Raw genomic sequence first — 18893 nt, forward strand, 5'->3', positions numbered from 1 at the left:
CACGTGCAAAAACGCGGTTGTTCCCGACGCCTCCAGGTGTCAGAAGTCACAACCGTTTAACCTCCGTGATACGCCGTTCGGCGCAAGGTGTGGCCGTTCGGCCACATACGGCTCCGTGTTGTTGGTGAGCTTCCATCAGACTGTGTGCCGTGTTCTGCACCGCCGAACGGCCGATCAGCCCGCGCCTGTGGCTGGCTGTGCCGTTCCTGTTCTCCGCCGCCGTGTTCGGCCTGATGGGGTCGGCAGGGCTGATCACCGCTTCCTGGACGACCGTGCCGTTGTCGCCGGTGGTGTCCGGGGCCGGGGTGGCGGTGGCGGCTGCCGTGTCCGGAGGGGTCCGGTGGCGGCGGCCCTGGCAGCGGGTGTGGGTGCGGTGGCCGTATCTGGCCTCGGTGCTGGTCTTCGGGGTGCTGGTGGGCGCGGTGGAGGTGCCCGCGCTGGCCACGGCCGTGGTCGGGTTGCCGGTGCTGCTCGGGCTGGTGTTCCAGTGCCTGATGCAGAACGACGAGAGTCTGCGCGCCTCCGACTGCCGCTGAACCGTCAGCTCGGCATTCGAGTGAACGGACAAGAAAAGACCCCCGCTGACCAGCAGCGGGGGTCTTTTCACGTGAAACTCACGCGGGCGATCAGTCCTGCTCGGCACCCGGCGTCGTCTTCGCCACCTGCATCAGGAACTCGATGTTGGTGCGGGACTTCCGCAGGCGGTCGAGCAGCAGGTCGATGGCCTGCTGGCCGTCCAGAGCGTGCAGCACGCGGCGGAGCTTGTGCGTGACCGCCATCTCGTCCGGCGAGAGCAGCAGCTCTTCCTTGCGGGTACCCGACGAGTCGACGTCCACAGCCGGGAACGTCCGCTTGTCAGCGATCTTCCGGTCGAGCTTGAGCTCGGCGTTGCCGGTGCCCTTGAACTCCTCGAAGATCACCGAGTCACCGGCGGAGCCGGTCTCGACCAGCGCCGTCGCGATGACGGTCAGCGAGCCGCCGCCCTCGATGTTGCGGGCCGCGCCGAGGAAGCGCTTCGGCGGGTACAGCGCCGTCGAGTCGACACCACCGGACAGGATGCGGCCGGAGGCCGGGGCTGCCAGGTTGTAGGCGCGGCCCAGGCGGGTGATCGAGTCGAGCAGCACGACCACGTCGTGGCCCATCTCCACCAGCCTCTTCGCACGCTCGATGGCGAGCTCGGAGATGGTGGTGTGGTCCGACGGCGGGCGGTCGAAGGTCGAGGCGATGACCTCGCCCTTCACCGAGCGCTGCATGTCGGTGACCTCTTCCGGACGCTCGTCGACGAGGACGACCATCAGGTGGCACTCGGGGTTGTTCGTCGTGATCGCGTTGGCGATCGACTGCAGCACCGAGGTCTTGCCGGCCTTCGGCGGCGACACGATCAGGGCGCGCTGGCCCTTGCCGATCGGCATCACCAGGTCGATGACGCGGGTGGTGAGGATGTGCGGCTCGGTCTCCAGGCGCAGGCGCTCGTTCGGGTAGAGCGGCGTCAGCTTGGTGAAGTCCGGGCGGTTGCGCGCCTCGTCCGGGTCCAGGCCGTTGATCTTGTCGACGCGGACCAGCGGGTTGAACTTCTGGCGCTGCTGCTCGCCCTCGCGCGGCTGGCGGACGGCGCCGGTGATGGCGTCGCCGCGGCGCAGGCCGTACTTGCGGACGAGCGAGAGCGAGACGTAGACGTCGTTCGAGCCGGCCAGGTAGCCCGACGTGCGGACGAACGCGTAGTTCTCCAGCACGTCCAGGATGCCCGCGACCGGGAGCAGGACGTCGTCCTCGCGCACCTCGGTCTCGCGGTCACCGCGCTCGCCACCCTCGCCACGGCCACCGCGGCGGCGACGGTCGCGGAACCGGCCGCGACGGCCGCCCTCGTCGTCGCCGTCCTGCTGCTGGCCGCCCTGACGGTCACGGTCGCGGTCGCGGTTGCGGTCACGACCACCGCGGTCGCCGCGGTCCTGCCGGTCACCGCGATCCTGCCGGTCACCGCGATCCTGCCGGTCACCGCGCTCGCCACGGTCCTGGCGGTCGCCACGATCACCGCGGTCGGAACGCTCACCACGGTCGGGACGCTCCTGGCGCTCGCTGGAACGCTCGGTGCGCTCCGGACGCTCGGTGCGCTCCGGACGCTCGGCACGCTGCTCGGACTGCTGGCCCTCGCCCGCCTCGGCGTTCCCGCCACCACGGCCGGAGCGACGACGGCGGTTGCCTCGGCGGCCACCGTCCTCCGACGGCGCACCGGTCTCGGCAGGCGCGGCAGCGGGAGCGGCGGCAGCGGCGGCAGCGGGCTTCTCCGCTACCTCGAGCTGCTGCTGAACAGGCTTTTCGGCGGCCGCGGGCTTCTCGGCTGCGGGAGCCTTCGCCGCTTTCGCGGGCTTCTCCGCTTTGGCAGGGGCGCCGGAGCCCTGCTTCTCCTTGATGGCCGCGATCAGGTCGCCCTTGCGCAGGCCAGCGGTTCCGGTGATGCCCATTTGGCCCGCGAGCTCACGCAGCTCCGCGAGCACCATGCCGGACAGACCCGCGCGGCGGCGCGGCGTCGTGCCGTTCGAAGGGGTGGACAGAGCGGTCTCCTCGGCTCCAGAACCAGAAGCAGCTGCGACGTCGCTGCTCAGCAAATCGGTGTTGCTCACACATGTCCTTCCTGACCAGGCCCCGCCTCCTACGCGGCCCAGCGGACCCGTCTTCCCGCTTCAACTGGGGAACGACGGTCAGTCCGATGCAGACGGAAGCACACACCGCTTCCGGCAAGCACGGGACTTTTCTCAGGTCACACGGCGATCGGGTGCCTCTTTTGCGTCCGCCCCGCCCGCACGGCACAGAGCCGGAACACAAAAGGATTGCGACCCGGAACGAGTGTCCGGGCGCGACACCGGCGCCCGTGCGCGCGGTGACTGATCGCCCCCGAGGGTAGACGCCGGTCTCCCCCTATGCAACAACCGGGGTCGGGTGTGTCAGTCCAATGGACGAACGCGCACGCCAGAGGTGTCGACGTCGAGTCTCCGCACGTCGAAGCCGTGCACGTCGACCTCGGCCGGGAGGTCTCCGAACGCGATCACGGTGGGTCCCGCTCCGGACACGCAGGCGGGAACACCGAGCTTGCGAAGATCGTTGATCACCCGAACGGTGTCGGGCCACGCGGGCTCGCGGTAGTTCTGGTGGAGGCGATCCTCAGTCGCAGCAAGGAGAACCGACGGATCCGACGTCAGCGCGTGCACCGCCAGGGCGGCTCGTCCCGCGGCGTGCGCGGCGTCCGCGTGCGGCACCTCGGCCGGAAGCAGGCCACGCGTCGTCTTGGTGGACGACTCCTGCGATGGAATGAGGACGACCGGGCGCACCCGTGCGTCGGGCTCCATCCGGACGGCGCGGAATCGCTCTCCTTCAGCCCACGCAACGACAACACCGCCGTACAAAGAGGCAGCGGCGTTGTCCGCGTGGCCCTCGAACTCAGCAGCGATTTGCAACGCGTCCGTGTCCAACTCGCGACCCGTCAGGGTGAATCCGGCTGCGACACCCGCCACGATCGCGGCGGCCGAAGAGCCGAGCCCCCGCGCGTGCGGAATGACGTTGTGGCACTTCAGGGCGAGCCCACCGGTGTAGCCGGCCGCGCGGACGGCCCGCACGACGAGATGGCTCTCGTCGAGCGGGACGTCACCTGATCCAGCGCCCTCCACCGTGATCGACAGACCCTCGGCGACGGCGACCTCGATCTCGTCGTGCAGCCCGAGCGCCATCCCCAGCGCGTCGAACCCCGAACCGAGGTTCGCGGTCGACGCGGGGACGGTGACGAGAAACCTCACGCGAGCTCCAGGGCGTGCGCCACGGCGCCGGGGTCGACCGGGACCGGCTCGACCTCGGTGACGCCGAGCAGCGCGGTGTCCGGGTCCTTCAGACCGTGGCCGGTGACGGTGCAGACGACGGTGGAGCCCTTGGGCAGCCTGCCGTCCTCCGCCGTCTTCAGCAGACCGGCGATGGACGCGGCCGACGCGGGCTCGACGAAGATGCCCTCGCTTCCCGCGAGCAACCGGTACGCGGCCAGGATCTGGTCGTCGGTGACCGCGTCGATCAGGCCGCCGGACTCGTCACGGGCCGTGATGGCACCGGTCCACGACGCCGGGCTGCCGACCCGGATCGCGGTCGCGATGGTCTCCGGGTTCGGCACCGGCACACCGCTGACCAACGGCGCTGCGCCCGCGGCCTGGAAGCCGTACATCTTGGGCAGACCCCGCTCGTACGCTTTGTAACCCTGCCAGTACGCGGTGATGTTGCCCGCGTTGCCGACCGGCAGGCAGTGGTAGTCCGGCGCCTGCCCGAGCACGTCGCAGATCTCCCACGCCGCGGTCCGCTGACCGATCAACCGCACCGGGTTGACGGAGTTCACCAGCGTCACCGGGTACTCGGCCGCCGTCTTGGACGCGAGCTCCAGGCAGTCGTCGAAGTTGCCGTCGATCTGCAGGATCTTCGCGCCGTGCATGACGGCCTGCGCGAGCTTGCCCATCGCGATCTTGCCGCTCGGCACCAGCACCGCGGCGGTGAGTCCCGCCTTCGCGGCGTACGCGGCGGCCGACGCCGACGTGTTGCCGGTGGAGGCGCAGATGACCGCCTTGATCCCGGACGCGAGCGCGTAGGTCATGGCGACCGTCATGCCGCGGTCCTTGAACGAGCCGGTCGGGTTCGCGCCCTCGACCTTCACGTAGACCTCGGAGCCGGCGAGCGCGGACAGGCGCTTCGCGTGCACGAGCGGCGTGCCGCCCTCGTGCAGCGTGACGATCTCCGCGCCCTCCGGGATCTCGATCCGATAGCGGTACGCGTGGATGAGTCCGGGCCAGCCCGGCTTCACGGCGCCGCTCATTCTTCGCCCTCCACCCTCATCACACTGACGACGTCCCGCACCACGGGGAGGCCACCGATTTTGTCCACAGTGGACCGCAGCGCGGCGTCGGTCGCCGCGTGCGTGACGATCACCAGGCTGGCGTCCTCGGTGCGGCCTTCCTGGCGCACCGCGGCGATGCTGACGTCGTGCTCGGCGAACACCGCGGCGACCTGCGAGAGGACACCGGGCTTGTCCGCCACGTCGAGGCTGATGTGGTAGCGCGTGGGCGTGTTTCCCATGGGCTGCACGGGAAGCGCGGCGTAGGCCGACTCGCGCGGACCACGTCCGCTCGCGACCTTGTTGCGCGCCACGGCGACCAGGTCGCCGAGCACCGCGCTCGCGGTCGGGGCGCCACCGGCACCCTGCCCGTAGAACATCATCTCCCCCGCCGCGTCGGCCTCGACGAACACGGCGTTGAACGCACCGTTGACCGAAGCCAGCGGATGCGTCCTGGGGATCATGGCCGGGTGCACGCGAACGGCGACCGATTCCTGACCGGACGGGGACACCTCGCGCTCGCAGATCGCGAGCAGCTTCACCGTGCGGCCGAGGCCCTTCGCCGCCGCGATGTCCGCCGCGGACACCGAACGGATGCCCTCGCGGTACACGTCCGCCGCCGTCACTCGCGTGTGGAACGCAAGGGACGCAAGGATCGCGGCCTTCGACGCGGCGTCGAACCCGTCGACGTCCGCGGTCGGGTCGGCCTCGGCGTAACCGAGCCGCGAGGCCTCCTCGAGCGTCTCGCCGTAGCCGGCGCCCGTGGCGTCCATCGCGGACAGGATGAAGTTCGTCGTGCCGTTCACGATGCCCATGACGCGTGTGATCCGGTCTCCCGCAAGGGATTCCCGCAACGGGCGCAGCAACGGGATCGCGCCGGCGACGGCGGCCTCGAAGTACAGGTCGGCGCCGGACGAGTCGGCGGCCTCGAACAGGTCGGAACCGTGCTCGGCCAGCAGCGCCTTGTTCGCGGTGACGACGGACTTGCCCGCCTTCAACGCGTCCAGCAGCAGTCCGCGCGTCGGCTCGATGCCGCCGATGACCTCGACGACCACGTCCACGTCGTCCGACGCGACGAGCGCGGCGGCGTCCGTGGTGAGCAGGTGCTCCGGCACTTCACGATGTTTGTTCGGCCTGCGCACGGCGATGCCCGCGAGCTCAACCGGCGCGCCGATGCGCTGGGTGAGGTCCTCGGCCTGGTCCGTCAGCAGCCGGACTACCTCCGTGCCCACCGTGCCGCAACCCAGCAAGGCGACCCGAATCGGTTTCACGGCTTTCATACCTCCAGACGGAACAGATCGTCCTCGGTCTCCCGGCGCAGCAGCAGCCGCGCCTCTCCACCGGTCACCGCGGCGAGCGCGGGCCGTGGAAGTCGGTTGTACCCGCTCGCCATCGAGTAGCAGTAGGCCCCCGTCGCAGCGACCGCCACGAGGTCGCCCGGCGCGAGGTCGTCGGGCAGCCAGCAGTCGCGCACGACGATGTCGCCGGACTCGCAGTGCTTGCCCACGACGCGGCACAGCACGGCCCGCGACTCGGGCTCCGCGGCACGGGACACGAGTTTGCAGTCGTAGACCGCGTCGTAGAGAGCCGTGCGGATGTTGTCGCTCATGCCGCCGTCGACGCTGACGTACCGGCGCCGCGCGCCACCGTCGAGCTCGACGTCCTTGATGGTGCCGACCTCGTACACGGTGACAGTGCCGGGGCCCACGATCGCACGGCCCGGCTCCACCGCGATGCGAGGCATCTCCAGGCCGTTGTGCTCGCACTCCTTCTGCACGATGTTGTGCAGCTGCCGCGCGAGCTCCGCGGGCGGGGGCGGGTCGTCGTCCGGCGTGTACGCGATGCCGAGACCACCACCGAGGTCGACAACCGTCAGCGAGTCGATCTCGCCGTGCTCCTTGCGGATGTCCGCGAGCAGGCCGATGACGCGCCGGGCGGCGACCTCGAAGCCCGACGCGTCGAAGATCTGCGAGCCGATGTGGCTGTGCAGGCCGACGAGCTTGAGGCCACTGGCCTTCAGCACGCGGCGCACCGCCTCGGCCGCGTCGCCGGAGGACAGCGAGAAGCCGAACTTCTGGTCCTCGTGCGCGGTCGCGATGAACTCGTGCGTGTGCGCCTCGACGCCGACCGTCACGCGGATCAGCACCGGCTGGACCACACCGCGTTCGCGCGCGATCTGGTCGAGACGCGCGATCTCGTGGTACGAGTCGAGCACGATCCCGCCGACGCCGGCCTCGACGGCCGCGGTCAGCTCGGCGACGCTCTTGTTGTTGCCGTGCAACGCAATGCGCTCGGCGGGGAAGTTCGCTTTGAGAGCGATCGCGAGCTCGCCGCCGCTGCAGACGTCGATCGAGAGGCCCTCTTCCGCGACCCACTTCGCGACCTGCACACTCAGGAACGCCTTGGAGGCGTAGTGCACGAGCGTCGGGTCGCCGAACGCCTCGGCGTGCTCGCGGCAGCGTGCGCGGAAGTCCTGCTCGTCCATGACGAACAGCGGGGTGCCGTACTGCTCGGCGAGCCCGCGCACGTCGACGCCGGCCAGCTCCACTACGCCGTCGGCGTTGCGGGAAGCGTTGCGCGGCCACACGTGCGGCGGCAGGTGGTCGAGCTGTTCGGACGTCGTGGGGCGGTCGCCGGCGGTGTTGCCGGGGACGAGAACGTCGGCGTGCCGGGGTCCGGCCGGGTGCGCGCGCATCACATGCGCTCCGGGGCGGTCACGCCGAGCAGGCCGAGGCCCGCGGCGAAGACCCGCCTGGTCGCGTTGACGAGCTGAAGCCTGACCTGGTGCAACGGAGTTGTCTCCTCATCACCGCGTGGAAGCACGCGGCAGTCCTGCTGGAAGCGGTGGTACGTGCCCGCGAGCTCTTCGAGGTAGCGAGCCACGCGGTGGGGCTCCCGCAGTTCGGCGGCGGTGGCCACCACGCGCGGGAACTCGCCGATCGTGCGGATGAGGTCGCCTTCGCGCTCGTGGGTGAGCAGCGCGAAGTCCCCACCTGGGGTGATGCCGAGGTCGGCGGCGTTGCGGAGGATCGACGACGTGCGCGCGTGCGCGTACTGCACGTAGTAGACCGGGTTGTCGTTGCTGTGCTTGCGCAGCAGGTCGAGGTCGATGTCGAGGCTGGAGTCGACGGACGAGCGGATCATCGCGTACCGGGCCGCGTCCACGCCGACCGCGTCGACCAGGTCCTCCATGGTGATCACGGTGCCCGCGCGCTTGCTCATCCGCACCGGCTGGCCACCGCTCACGAGGTTCACGAGCTGGCCGATCAGCACCTCGACGCTGTCCGGGTCGCCGCCCAGCACGGCCGCGGCCGCCTTGAGACGCGCGGTGTAGCCGTGGTGGTCCGCGCCGAGCATGTAGATGAAGCGGTCGAAGCCCCGGCTCTGCTTGTCCGCGAGGTAGGCGATGTCACCGGCGATGTAGGCCGGGTTGCCGTCTCCCTTGATGACGACGCGGTCCTTGTCGTCGCCGTAGTCGGTCGAGCGCAGCCACCAGGCGTCGTCCTTCTCGTACAGCGAGCCGTTCGCCTTGAGCTTCGCCACGGTGTCCGCGACCGCGCCGCTCTGGTGCAGCGTGAGCTCGGAGAAGAAGACGTCGAAGTGGGTGCCGAAGTCGTCCAGGCTGCGCTTGATCTCGTCGATCATCAGCTCGAGGCCGACGCGGCGCACGGTCGCGGGGTCGCCGAGCGCACCCGGCTCGCGGCGCAGCACCTCGGCCGCGATCTCGCCCACGTAGGTGCCCGCGTAGCCGTCCTCGGGGACGGGCTCGCCCTTCGCGGCGGCGATCAGCGAACTGACGAACCTGTCGATCTGCGCGCCCGCGTCGTTGATGTAGTACTCACGCGTGATCTCGGCGCCGCGGGCCTGCAGAACGCGGCCGATCGCGTCGCCGACCGCCGCCCAGCGCGCGCCGCCCAGGTGGATGGGACCGGTCGGGTTCGCGGAGACGAACTCCAGGTTGATCTTCTGGCCCTGGAGCTCGCTGCCCGTGCCGTAGCCGTCCTTCAGCGCGTCCTCGACGATGGCGCCCTGGGCCTCGGTGGCGATGGTGAGGTTGATGAAGCCCGGCCCGGCCACGTCGGCCTTGGCGATGGCTTCGTGGCTCCGCAGGGCCTCGGCGAGCCACGTGGCGAACTCGCGCGGCGCGACACCGACCTTCTTGGCGAGCTGGAGCGCGATGTTCGTGGCGTAGTCGCCGTGCTCGGGGTTCCTGGGTCGCTCGACCGTCACCTGCTCGGGGAGCGCGGTGGCGTCCAGACCTCGGTCAGCCAGCAACTGGGCAACCGCGGTCCCGACGAGATCGGCAAGCGCTTCAGGGGTCACGACGCATGAGTCTAGAGAAGCGTTGTCGCAGGTCTCGACCGGGTTACCGGGTCTCGGAGGGTGAGACGGCAAGTGTTAACGCCCACGTGGTATCGCTACGCGCTGACAGCGACCAGACACCAAGTCCCTACACTGGCGCCGGTTGACCAGGACGACAACTGAGGCGGACATGGTAAGCGGCAAGAAGACGAAGGCCACACGCAGCAGCGTGGCGGCCGCCCGTTCCTCCGTGGTGGCGAGCAAGCCGAAGCCGTGGGGCACGATCATCGCGGTGATCGCCGTTCTCGGCCTGGCCGGTGGCGTGTTCGGATATGCGTACTCGCAGATCCACGCGAACAACGTCAAAGAGGCCGCCCTGGCCAAGTGGAAGCCCTCCGACACGAACAAGGACCCGTCGACGCAGCTCGCGGGCATCGTGATCAAGGAGTACAAGGGCTCCCGCCACGTCGAGCCGACCCAGCGCGTCGCCTACGACCAGACCCCCGCGTTCGGCGGCCCGCACGACTCGCAGTGGGCCGACTGCACCGGCGTCGTCTACGACAAGGCCGTCCGCACCGAGAACATGGTCCACGGCCTCGAGCACGGCGCCGTCTGGATCGCGTACAACCCCGACCAGGTCAAGGACGACGCGCTCAACAAGCTCAAGGCCAAGGCCGAGGGCCAGCAGTACACGATGCTGTCGCCGTTCCCCGGTCTCGACAAGCCGATCTCGCTGCAGTCGTGGGGCCACCAGCTGAAGGTGGACAACGCCGACGACGAGCGCATCGACCAGTTCATCTCCTCGCTGCGCCGCAACCCGAACACCTACCCCGAGGTCGGCGCGTCCTGCGAGAACTCGCAGTTCCTGGCCAACCCGGCCCCGTTCGTCGCCGAGAAGCCGGGCGCGGACGCCGTGCCGATGGACGGTGGCAAGGACGAGTCCAAGACCGAAGGTCAGCAGCCGAACATGAGCACTCCTCCGCCGTCGGGCTCCGCCTCGACGCCGCCGTCCAGCTGATGACCTCACCGGAAGCGACCGAGACCGAGCGTCCCTCCGGGGTCGCTCGGACCCTCGTCATCACCGCGGCCGTGCTCGCCGTGCTCCTGCTGGGCGCGGCGATCGGCCTGCTCGTGAAGCTCCCCGGCTCGACCACGTCCGCGGCACCGGCCTCCGGTTCCGTGGACGTCGGCTTCTGCCAGGACATGTCGGTGCACCACCTGCAGGGCATCCAGATGGCCAACATCGCCCGCGACCGCACCACCGACCCCGACGTCCGGCAGCTCGCCTTCGACATCGCCTCCACCCAGCTCGAACAGGTGGGGCGCATGAAGGGGTGGCTGATGATGTGGAACGAGCACGAGCAGTCGCCCAACGGCGTCTACATGTCGTGGATGAACGACGCGGGCATCCACGGCCACGGCGCCACGACCGCCGAACCGGGCAAGCCGCTCATGCCCGGCATGGCCACCACCGACGAGCTCACGAAGCTGCGCGGCCTCTCCGGCCGCGACCTCGAGGTGTACTTCCTCCAGCTGATGATCCGCCACCACACGGGTGGCGCACCGATGGCCGAGTTCGCGGCCCATCGGGCAGGGCAGCCGTTCGTGCGGACGCTCGCCGACAACATGCTGAAGTCGCAGACGTCCGAGCTCGACGTCATGAAGGACCTGCTGGCGAAGCGCGGAGCCGCCCCGCTGCCGTAGCCCGCTCGTGCTCGCTGAAGGGGGCCTTCCTCCACGTCAGGTGGAGGAAGGCCCCCTTCAGCGCTTTCACCCGCCGTAACGATGGACATCCGGCTACCGCCGAGTAACGTGGGTCACACCCCTACTCGGAGGTAACCATGACCGTCGACGAGCGCGCGGCCAGGCAGGTCGCCGAACAAGCACGGGAAACCCGCTGGCAGCGACCGAGCTTCGGCAAGGAGCTCTTCCTCGGTCACTTCCGCATCGATCTCATCCACCCGCATCCGAGTGGCACTGCCGAGGACCGCGAGCGCGGTGAGGCGTTCCTGGAGAAGCTCCGCAAGTTCACCGAGTCCCACATCGACAACAGGGTCATCGAGCGGGACGCCCAGATCCCCGACGACGTGCTGAAGGGCCTCAAGGACCTCGGCGCGTTCGGCATGAAGATCAAGCCGGAGTACGGCGGCATCGGCCTGACCCAGGTCTACTACAACAAGGCCCTGATGCTGGTGGGAAGCGCCAGCCCCGCCATCGGCGCCATGCTGTCGGCCCACCAGTCCATCGGTGTCCCCCAACCCATCGCGATGTTCGGCAGCCCGGAGCAGAAGGCCGAGTTCCTGCCGCGGTGCGCGAAGGGTGAGATCACGGCGTTCCTCCTCACCGAACCGGACGTCGGCAGCGACCCCGCGCGCCTCGGCACCATCGCGACGCCCGACGGCGACGACTACGTCCTCAACGGCGTGAAGCTGTGGACCACCAACGGTGTCGTGGCCGACCTGCTCGTCGTCATGGCGTTGGTGCCGGACCGCGGCATCTCCGCGTTCGTCGTCGAGGCGGACGCCGAGGGCATCACGGTGGAGAACCGCAACGCGTTCATGGGCCTGCGGGGCCTGGAGAACGGCGTGACCAGGTTCCACAACGTCCGTGTGCCCAAGAAGAACCTCATCGGCAAGGAGGGCGCGGGCCTCAAGATCGCTCTGGCCACCCTCAACACCGGCCGCCTCAGCCTCCCCGCACTCTGCGCGGGCAGTGCCAAGTGGTGCCTGAAGATCGCCCGCGAGTGGAGCACCGCACGCACCCAGTGGGGCCTGCCGGTCGGCAGGCACGAGGCCATCGCCGGCAAGATCGCCTACATCGCGGCGACGGCGTACGCGCTGGAGGCCGTGCTGGACCTCAGTTCCGAACTGGCGGACGCCGGCAGCCACGACATCCGCATCGAGGCCGCGCTGGCCAAGCTCTACGCGTCCGAGAAGGCGTGGCTGGTCGCGGACGAGCTCGTCCAGATCCGCGGCGGCCGCGGCTACGAGACGGCAGAGTCGCAGGCGGCACGCGGAGAACGCGGCATCGCGGCCGAGCAGGTGCTGCGCGACCTGCGCATCAACCGCATCTTCGAGGGCTCCACCGAGATCATGCACCTGCTGATCGCGCGCGAGGCCGTCGACGCGCACCTGTCGGTCGCCGGCGACATCATCGACCCCGACGCCGACCGTCAGGCGAAGATGAAGGCTGCGGCGAAAGCAGGCGGGTTCTACGCCAAATGGCTGCCCACGCTCGTCGTCGGCAAGGGCCAGAGTCCGGCCGGCTACACCGAGTTCGGGCCGCTCGCCAAGCACCTTCGGTTCGTCGAGCGGTCGGCGCGCAAGCTGGCGCGGCAGACGTTCTACGCCATGTCGCGGTGGCAGGGGAAAATGGAGCGCAAGCAGCGGTTCCTCAGCCGGATCGTGGACATCGGCGCAGAGCTCTTCGCGATCAGTGCCGTGTGCGTGCGGGCCGCGCAGGACAAGAATCCCAACGCCGAGGCGCTCGCGGACGCGTTCGCCAGGCAGGCGCGGATCCGGGTCGACGAGCTGTTCGAGAAGCTCTGGAAGAACACCGACGACAGCGACCAGGTGCTGGCCAGGCAGGTCCTGGACGGCAACTACACGTGGCTGGAGGAGGGCGTGCTGGACGCGTCCATTCCCGGTCGGTGGATCGCGGACTCGACGCACCGCGAGTCCACGGTCGCGAACGTGCACCGTCCGACACCCAGGTGAATCCGTTACTGCACTGGGCAGGCTGATGGTGCGGGCGCGGCACCTGCCCAGTGCACGGTCGGTAGGGGGCTACGTCCCCCGCATCCCCCTACCGACTCCCCTTGCAACGGAAGGACACAACACCCTCCAGGTGGAGGTGTCGGTAACGCTAAGCCACAAAGTGGGGTCAACAGTTACGACAATTGAGTGAACTACCAGGTAGGGGTCACTCAACTACTCTCAGAGAGTAACTTCGAAGACCAATTCGCGGGCGGCTTCGAGGCCCATCGCGATGGCTCCGGAGAGCACCGCGCCGTCACCGAGCGAACCCGCCACGATCCGGGGTGCCAGCGGCGTCATCGTGCGCAGCGCGGCTTCCAGCGGCGCGAGCAGCAAGTCGACGTTCGACCCGACGCCACCACCCAGGACGACCAGTTCGGGATCGATCACCGCGGTGACCGAGGCGACGAGGAACGCCAGCCGTTCCGCCTCGATTCGCACCACATCGAGGGCCCGTGCGTCGCCGGATCGCGCGGCAGCGAACACCTCACGAGCCGATCGCGCCGACAGTCCATGTTCACGGGCGAGCGCCACAACGGATTCCGCCGCGGTCGCCTCTTCGAACTGTCCACGTTGGACGTCCGAAGCGGACTGTCCGAACGGCAGGAACCCGACCTCGCCCGCCGCGCCGTGCGCACCGCGGAACAGCACGCCGTCGACGCAGATCCCCATGCCGACACCCGTGCCGACGGTCGCGCACACGAACACACGAACGTCCTTGGCGGCCCCGTAGACGTGCTCCCCCAACGCAGCCAGGTTCGCGTCGTTCTCCACGACGACCACCGGCCCGAGCGACGATTCCAGCCCGTCCAGCACGCCCGCCGACTCCCAGCCGGGCAGGTTGGGCGCGTGCCGCACGACCCGTGAGCGTTGATCGATCACGCCGGGACTGCCGATCACCTTCACCACGACATCCGTGAGAGCGATCCCAGCATCGGCCACCGTGCGCGAAGCCAGCTCGGTCACCGTACGCACCAACGCCGACGCCGACCGACTGCGGTTGCGCTCGTCGACGCGGGCCACCACGGAGCCGCCCAGATCGGCCACGGCCGCCCGGATCCGCTCCCGCCCGATGTCGACGCCCAGCACGTAACCGGCGGCCGGGTTCGGCTCGTAGACCACGGCGGAACGACCGGGACCGGCTGTCGTGCGACCGATGGGGCGCACCAGGTTGTGACGTTCCAGATCGACCAGCGCCTGTCCGACGGTCGGCTTGGACAACCCGGTGTCTTTCGCGATCTGCGGCCGTGTGGCAGCACCCAGACGGCGCAACCGGTGGAGCACAGCGCGTTGGTTGAGCACGCGCATGCCCGCTGGTGTACCCACCTCTGGCGGCTTGCGGTCGGTCACTTGCCGAGTCTAGATCTTGAGCGGTGGACCACGCGCGCGACCGGCGAGAGGACAAGTTCGAAGACAGTTTCCGTCCGATCTCTTGACAACGATGTCACCTGTAGAAACGCTCCCTCGCGAATGGGGCAGGCAAGGCGGCGGAAGGGTTGCAATGAGGCAACTGGGGAAAAGACGGGCAACAACTCTGTTGAGCGTTGCGATCACTGCGACACTGGTGTGCGGCGTCACCAGCGGCAACGCGGCCGCGGCACCAGAGGAGTCAGGCGTGGGCTTTTCGTCGTCCTTTGAGGACGGTCAACCGCAACCGTCGTGGGTCAGCACCGTCGAGACCGACCCGGCGGGCAACCCGAAGTCCGCGGGCGTGGTCGGCTCCAACGGCACGAGCCTCCCCGGCAACGTCGCCGAGAAGGCCGCCGTGGCGGCCAACGGGGAGAACGCCCCCAACGAGGGCGTAGACAAAATCAACGACGGCAACATCAACACCAAGTGGCTGGTCTTCGCTTCCACCGGCTGGGTGACGTTCGACTTCGGTGCGAGCCCGCAGACCATCAAGAAGTACTCGGTCTCGTCGGCCAACGACGAGCCTGAGCGCGACCCGAAGGACTGGACGCTGCAGGGCTCGAACGACGGCACCAACTGGACCGTCGTCGACACCCGCACCGGGGAGAGCTTCGCCGAGCGGTTCCAGACCAAGGTCTACGACGTCGCCTCGCCGGCGTCGTACCGGCGCTACAAGCTCGACGTCACGGCGAACCACGGCACGGACATCGTGCAGATCTCCGAGATCGAGCTCTCCGACGGCTCCACGAACCCGCCGGCGCCGAACATGCGCAGCCTCGTCGGCAGCGGTCCCACGAACGGCTACACCGCCAAGTCGCGGGTCGGCTGGACCGGCCAGAAGGCGTTCCGCACCCAGGGCAGGCACACGACCGAAGGCCGGGCCTACAGCTACAACAAGGTCTTCGACGTCGACGTCAAGGTCGGGCCGCAGACCGAGCTGTCGTACATGATCTTCCCGGACTGGGTGAACGACAACCTGAACTACCCGAGCACGTACTCGTCGGTGGACCTCGCGTTCTCCGACGGCACATACCTGAGCGACCTCAAGGCGGTCGACCAGCACGGCGCGGTGCTGTCGCCGCAGGGCCAGGGTGCGGGCAAGTTCCTGTACACCAACCAGTGGAACAAGGTGGCGTCCACGATCGGCGCGGTCGCGGCCGGCAAGACGATCAAGCGGGTCCTCGTCGCCTACGACGGTCCCAAGGGCCCGACCGAGTTCGGCGCCTGGTTCGACGACATCCGCGTCGGCGACGTCGTGAAGACGCAGTACGCGAAGCCTTCCGACTACGTGCTGACCACGCGCGGCACCAACTCGAACGGTTCGTTCTCGCGGGGCAACAACTTCCCGGCGACCGCGGTGCCGCACGGCTTCAACTTCTGGACCCCGATGACCAACGCGGGCTCGCAGAGCTGGCTGTACGAGTACCAGCAGCGCAACAACGCGCAGAACCTGCCGACGCTGCAGGCGTTCACCGCGTCCCACGAGCCGAGCCCGTGGATGGGTGACCGCCAGACGTTCCAGGTCATGCCGTCGGACAAGGCGCCGACGCAGGACCGCGCGCTGCGGTCGTTGCCGTTCAAGCACGACAACGAGATCGCGAAGGCGCACTACTACGGTGTGACCTTCGAGAACGGCATGAAGACCGAGATCGCGCCGACCGACCACGCGGCGGTGTTCCGGTTCACGTTCCCCGACTCCAGTGAGAAGAACCTGGTGTTCGACAACGTGAACAACCAGGGTGGCCTCACGCTGGACGCCGCGAACGGTGTCGTCACGGGGTTCTCGGACGTACGGATCGGTTCGGCGGGCACGACCCGGTTGTTCGTCTACGCGAAGGCCGACAAGCCGGTGACGGCGAGCGGCAAGCTCTCCGGGTTCGGCAGGGACAACGTCGGCGGCTACTTCTCGTTCGGCGACAAGACCGTCGAGCTGCGGATCGCCACGTCGTTGATCTCGGTCGACCAGGCGAAGTCGAACCTGGAACAGGAGATCAAGCCGGCGGACACCTTCGACGCCGTGCGTGACCGCGCGCAGGCCGCGTGGGACAAGATCCTCGGCATCCTCTCCGTGGAGGGCGCCTCCGAGGAGCAGCTGATCACGCTGTACTCCAACATGTACCGGCTCTACCTGTACCCGAACTCGGGTTACGAGAAGGTCGGCGACAAGATGCAGTACGCGTCCCCGGTGTCGCCGCCGGCCGGTGCGAACACGCCGACGCACACCGGCGCGAAGATCGTCGACGGCAAGATCTACGTCAACAACGGCTTCTGGGACACCTACCGCACGACCTGGCCCGCCTACTCGTTGTTCACCCCGTCCAAGGCGGGCGAGATGGCGGAGGGCTTCGTCCAGCAGTACAAGGACGGCGGCTGGATCTCGCGCTGGTCCTCCCCCGGCTACGCCGACCTGATGACCGGAACGAGCTCCGACGTGGCGTTCGCCGACGCGTACCTGAAGGGCGTGTCGAACTTCGACATCAAGGCCGCGTACGACGCCGCCGTGAAGAACGCCTCCGTGGTGCCGCCGAACAGCGCCGTGGGCCGCAAGGGCATGGACCGGTCGGTGTTCCTCGGCTACACCGGCCACGACCAGATGGAGACGGAGGCCTGGTCCTGGGCGATCGAGGGCTACCTCAACGACTTCGGCATCGCGTCGATGGCGAAGGCGCTGCACGAGAAGACGGGCGAGAAGCGGTACGCGGAGGAGTACGAGTACTTCCTCAACCGCGCCCAGAACTACGTGCTGACGTTCGACAAGAGGATCGGCTTCTTCCAGGGCCGCAACGTCGACGGCTCGTGGCGCGTCGAGGACCCGGCGAAGTACAACCCGCAGGACTGGCGCTACGACTACACCGAGACGAACGGCTGGAACATGGCGTTCACGGTGCCGCACGACGGACAGGGCCTCGCGAACCTGTACGGCGGGCGGGACAAGCTGGCCGCCAAGCTCGACCAGTTCTTCTCGTTGCCGGAGACCGCGAAGTTCCCCGGCGGCTACGGCGGCGTGATCCACGAGATGGTCGAGGCGCGGGACGTCCGGATGGGTCAGTACGGCCACTCCAACCAGCCGTCGCACCACATCGCCTACATGTACAACTACGCGGGCAAGCCGTCGGGCACCCAGGAGAAGGTGCGGGAGATCCTGTCGCGCCTGTACATCGGCTCCCAGCAGGGCCAGGGCTACGCCGGTGACGAGGACAACGGCGAGATGTCGGCGTGGTTCCTGTTCTCGTCGCTGGGCTTCTACCCGCTGCAGATGGGCAAGCCGGCCTACGCGATCGGCTCGCCGCTGTTCACCAAGGCCACCGTGGCGCTGGAGAACGGCAAGAAGCTGGTGATCAACGCGCCGAAGAACAGCGCGAAGAACATCTACGTGCAGGGCGTGAAGGTCAACGGCAAGACGTGGAACAAGACGTCCCTGCCGCACGACGTCCTCGCGGCCGGCGCCACGATCGACTTCGACATGGGCCCGGCGCCGTCCGCGTGGGGCACGGGCACCGGCGACGTGCCGGACTCGATCACCACGGGCAACGCGGTTCCGACGCCGCTGCGCGACGTCTCGTCCGGTGTGTCCGTCGGCGCCCTGGTGGACAACAACTCCGCGACCTCCGCGGTGGTCCGCTCGTTCGACTTCAAGGCGGCCGACGCCAAGGAGAAGGCGGAGTTCTACACGCTGACCAACGCGAAGTCGGGCAAGTCCCCGTCGTCGTGGGAGCTCAAGGCCTCCTACGACGGCAAGACGTGGGCGACGGTCGACAAGCGCTCCGGCGAGAACTTCCAGTGGCAGCAATACACCCGGTCGTTCAAGATCGCGTCACCGGGCCGCTACAACTTCTACCGCCTGGAGTTCTCCGAGGACGTCGCGCTGGCGGAGTTCGAGCTGATGTCGAAGCCGCTGCCCGCCTGCACCTCGACGGTGACCGGCACGGTCGACGGAGGCCTGGAGGTCAAGGGCGTGACCTGTGTGGACGGTGCGGAGCTCAACGGCCCCGTCACGGTCGCGCGCGGCGCCACGCTGCTGATGTTCGGCGGCGAGATCAAGGGCCCGCTGTCGGCGACGGACGCGTCCTCCGTGGTGCTCGTCGGCGTGAAGGTCGGCGGCCCGGTGTCGGCGCACGGCACCACCACCGAAGTCGCGCTCGAGAACAGCTCGATCGGTGGCCCTGTGTCACTGACGTCGAACAAGACCAGGTCGGTGGTGGCGTTCTCGACCGTCGGCGGCCCGTTGTCCTGCACGGGCAACACCCCGGAGCCGTCGAACAACGGCTTCCAGAACGAAGTGAAGGGGCCGAAGGCAGGACAGTGCACCGGTCTGTAACGAGTAACTGATCTCGTTTGAGCCGGAAAGGCCGCGTTCCGTCACGGAGCGCGGCTTTTCTCGTTCACCTGAACGGATCTATCCCGTTCGGACATACTTCGATGAGATCTTGACAATTCATCGGCTGGTGGCGGGGGAGGCTGTTGTGGTGCCGTTCGAGCGAGGCCGCGTCTGGGTGGCCGTGCCACAACCGCGAACCCCAGTTCCGTCACGAACGGGAGCGCCGTCCACTAAGGACGGATTCCGCGAC

General features: G+C 68.5%; 12 protein-coding genes. 5 read left to right on the forward strand and 7 right to left on the reverse strand.

Features of this window, described 5'->3' with window-relative positions; genetic code table 11:
• Nucleotides 1–149: 149 nt before the first annotated feature.
• On the forward strand, nucleotides 150–536 hold the full coding sequence (locus JOD27_RS21210; RefSeq protein WP_204763954.1) for a hypothetical protein: 387 nt from the start codon (nucleotides 150–152) through the stop codon (nucleotides 534–536).
• A gap of 90 nt (nucleotides 537–626) precedes the next feature.
• Here JOD27_RS21210 and rho read toward each other — a convergent pair whose 3' ends face one another.
• From rho to argS, 6 genes are all read right to left on the reverse strand, one after another.
• Complete coding sequence (rho, locus tag JOD27_RS21215; RefSeq protein WP_204763955.1) at nucleotides 627–2621, reverse strand: transcription termination factor Rho; 1995 nt, start codon at nucleotides 2619–2621, stop codon at nucleotides 627–629.
• A gap of 321 nt (nucleotides 2622–2942) precedes the next feature.
• Nucleotides 2943–3788, reverse strand: coding sequence for a homoserine kinase (gene thrB / locus JOD27_RS21220; protein WP_307830239.1), 846 nt, complete (start codon nucleotides 3786–3788; stop codon nucleotides 2943–2945).
• On the reverse strand, nucleotides 3785–4840 hold the full coding sequence (gene thrC, locus JOD27_RS21225; protein WP_204763956.1) for a threonine synthase: 1056 nt from the start codon (nucleotides 4838–4840) through the stop codon (nucleotides 3785–3787). The genes thrB and thrC overlap by 4 nt, the downstream gene beginning before the upstream one ends.
• The gene (locus JOD27_RS21230; RefSeq protein WP_204763957.1) at nucleotides 4837–6138 is read right to left on the reverse strand and encodes a homoserine dehydrogenase; all 1302 of its coding nucleotides are present in this window, start codon (nucleotides 6136–6138) and stop codon (nucleotides 4837–4839) included. The genes thrC and JOD27_RS21230 overlap by 4 nt, the downstream gene beginning before the upstream one ends.
• A complete protein-coding gene (lysA, locus tag JOD27_RS21235; RefSeq protein ID WP_204763958.1) occupies nucleotides 6135–7553 on the reverse strand; it encodes a diaminopimelate decarboxylase in 1419 nt (472 codons plus the stop codon). Before lysA ends, JOD27_RS21230 begins: the two co-directional genes overlap by 4 nt.
• On the reverse strand, nucleotides 7553–9181 hold the full coding sequence (gene argS, locus JOD27_RS21240; RefSeq protein ID WP_204763959.1) for an arginine--tRNA ligase: 1629 nt from the start codon (nucleotides 9179–9181) through the stop codon (nucleotides 7553–7555). The genes lysA and argS overlap by 1 nt, the downstream gene beginning before the upstream one ends.
• A 169-nt stretch (nucleotides 9182–9350) precedes the next feature.
• On the opposite strand from argS, the gene JOD27_RS21245 reads away from it, so the two are divergent.
• The 3 genes from JOD27_RS21245 to JOD27_RS21255 all read left to right on the forward strand — a co-directional run bounded on the left by JOD27_RS21245 (nucleotide 9351) and on the right by JOD27_RS21255 (nucleotide 12876).
• Nucleotides 9351–10178, forward strand: coding sequence for a thioredoxin-like domain-containing protein (locus JOD27_RS21245; protein WP_204763960.1), 828 nt, complete (start codon nucleotides 9351–9353; stop codon nucleotides 10176–10178).
• Entirely contained in the window at nucleotides 10178–10864 is a 687-nt protein-coding gene (locus JOD27_RS21250; protein ID WP_204763961.1) for a DUF305 domain-containing protein, read from the forward strand. The genes JOD27_RS21245 and JOD27_RS21250 overlap by 1 nt, the downstream gene beginning before the upstream one ends.
• A 137-nt stretch (nucleotides 10865–11001) precedes the next feature.
• Nucleotides 11002–12876 (forward strand): acyl-CoA dehydrogenase family protein, encoded by a 1875-nt coding sequence (locus JOD27_RS21255; RefSeq protein WP_204763962.1) that lies wholly within the window; start codon nucleotides 11002–11004, stop codon nucleotides 12874–12876.
• A 219-nt stretch (nucleotides 12877–13095) separates the two neighbouring features.
• Here JOD27_RS21255 and JOD27_RS21260 read toward each other — a convergent pair whose 3' ends face one another.
• The gene (locus tag JOD27_RS21260) at nucleotides 13096–14265 is read right to left on the reverse strand and encodes an ROK family transcriptional regulator (protein WP_204763963.1); all 1170 of its coding nucleotides are present in this window, start codon (nucleotides 14263–14265) and stop codon (nucleotides 13096–13098) included.
• 151 nt (nucleotides 14266–14416) lie between these two features.
• On the opposite strand from JOD27_RS21260, the gene JOD27_RS21265 reads away from it, so the two are divergent.
• Nucleotides 14417–18643 carry a GH92 family glycosyl hydrolase gene (locus tag JOD27_RS21265; protein WP_204763964.1) on the forward strand — a complete coding sequence of 1409 codons (4227 nt, stop codon included), beginning with the start codon at nucleotides 14417–14419 and terminating at the stop codon, nucleotides 18641–18643.
• The last annotated feature ends 250 nt before the right edge of the window (nucleotides 18644–18893 follow it).

The organism is Lentzea nigeriaca (assembly GCF_016907955.1).
GTDB classification, from domain to species: domain Bacteria; phylum Actinomycetota; class Actinomycetes; order Mycobacteriales; family Pseudonocardiaceae; genus Lentzea; species Lentzea nigeriaca.

What these genes read in the sequence shown, in the direction of transcription:
- JOD27_RS21255 (WP_204763962.1), top strand. Translation starts at nt 11,002, where the DNA reads ATGACCGTCGACGAGCGCGCGGCCAGGCAGGTCGCCGAACAAGCACGG.
- lysA (WP_204763958.1), bottom strand. Translation starts at nt 7,553, where the DNA reads ATGCGCGCGCACCCGGCCGGACCCCGGCACGCCGACGTTCTCGTCCCC.
- thrC (WP_204763956.1), bottom strand. Translation starts at nt 4,840, where the DNA reads ATGAGCGGCGCCGTGAAGCCGGGCTGGCCCGGACTCATCCACGCGTAC.
- JOD27_RS21250 (WP_204763961.1), top strand. Translation starts at nt 10,178, where the DNA reads ATGACCTCACCGGAAGCGACCGAGACCGAGCGTCCCTCCGGGGTCGCT.
- JOD27_RS21230 (WP_204763957.1), bottom strand. Translation starts at nt 6,138, where the DNA reads ATGAAAGCCGTGAAACCGATTCGGGTCGCCTTGCTGGGTTGCGGCACG.
- JOD27_RS21265 (WP_204763964.1), top strand. Translation starts at nt 14,417, where the DNA reads ATGAGGCAACTGGGGAAAAGACGGGCAACAACTCTGTTGAGCGTTGCG.
- JOD27_RS21245 (WP_204763960.1), top strand. Translation starts at nt 9,351, where the DNA reads ATGGTAAGCGGCAAGAAGACGAAGGCCACACGCAGCAGCGTGGCGGCC.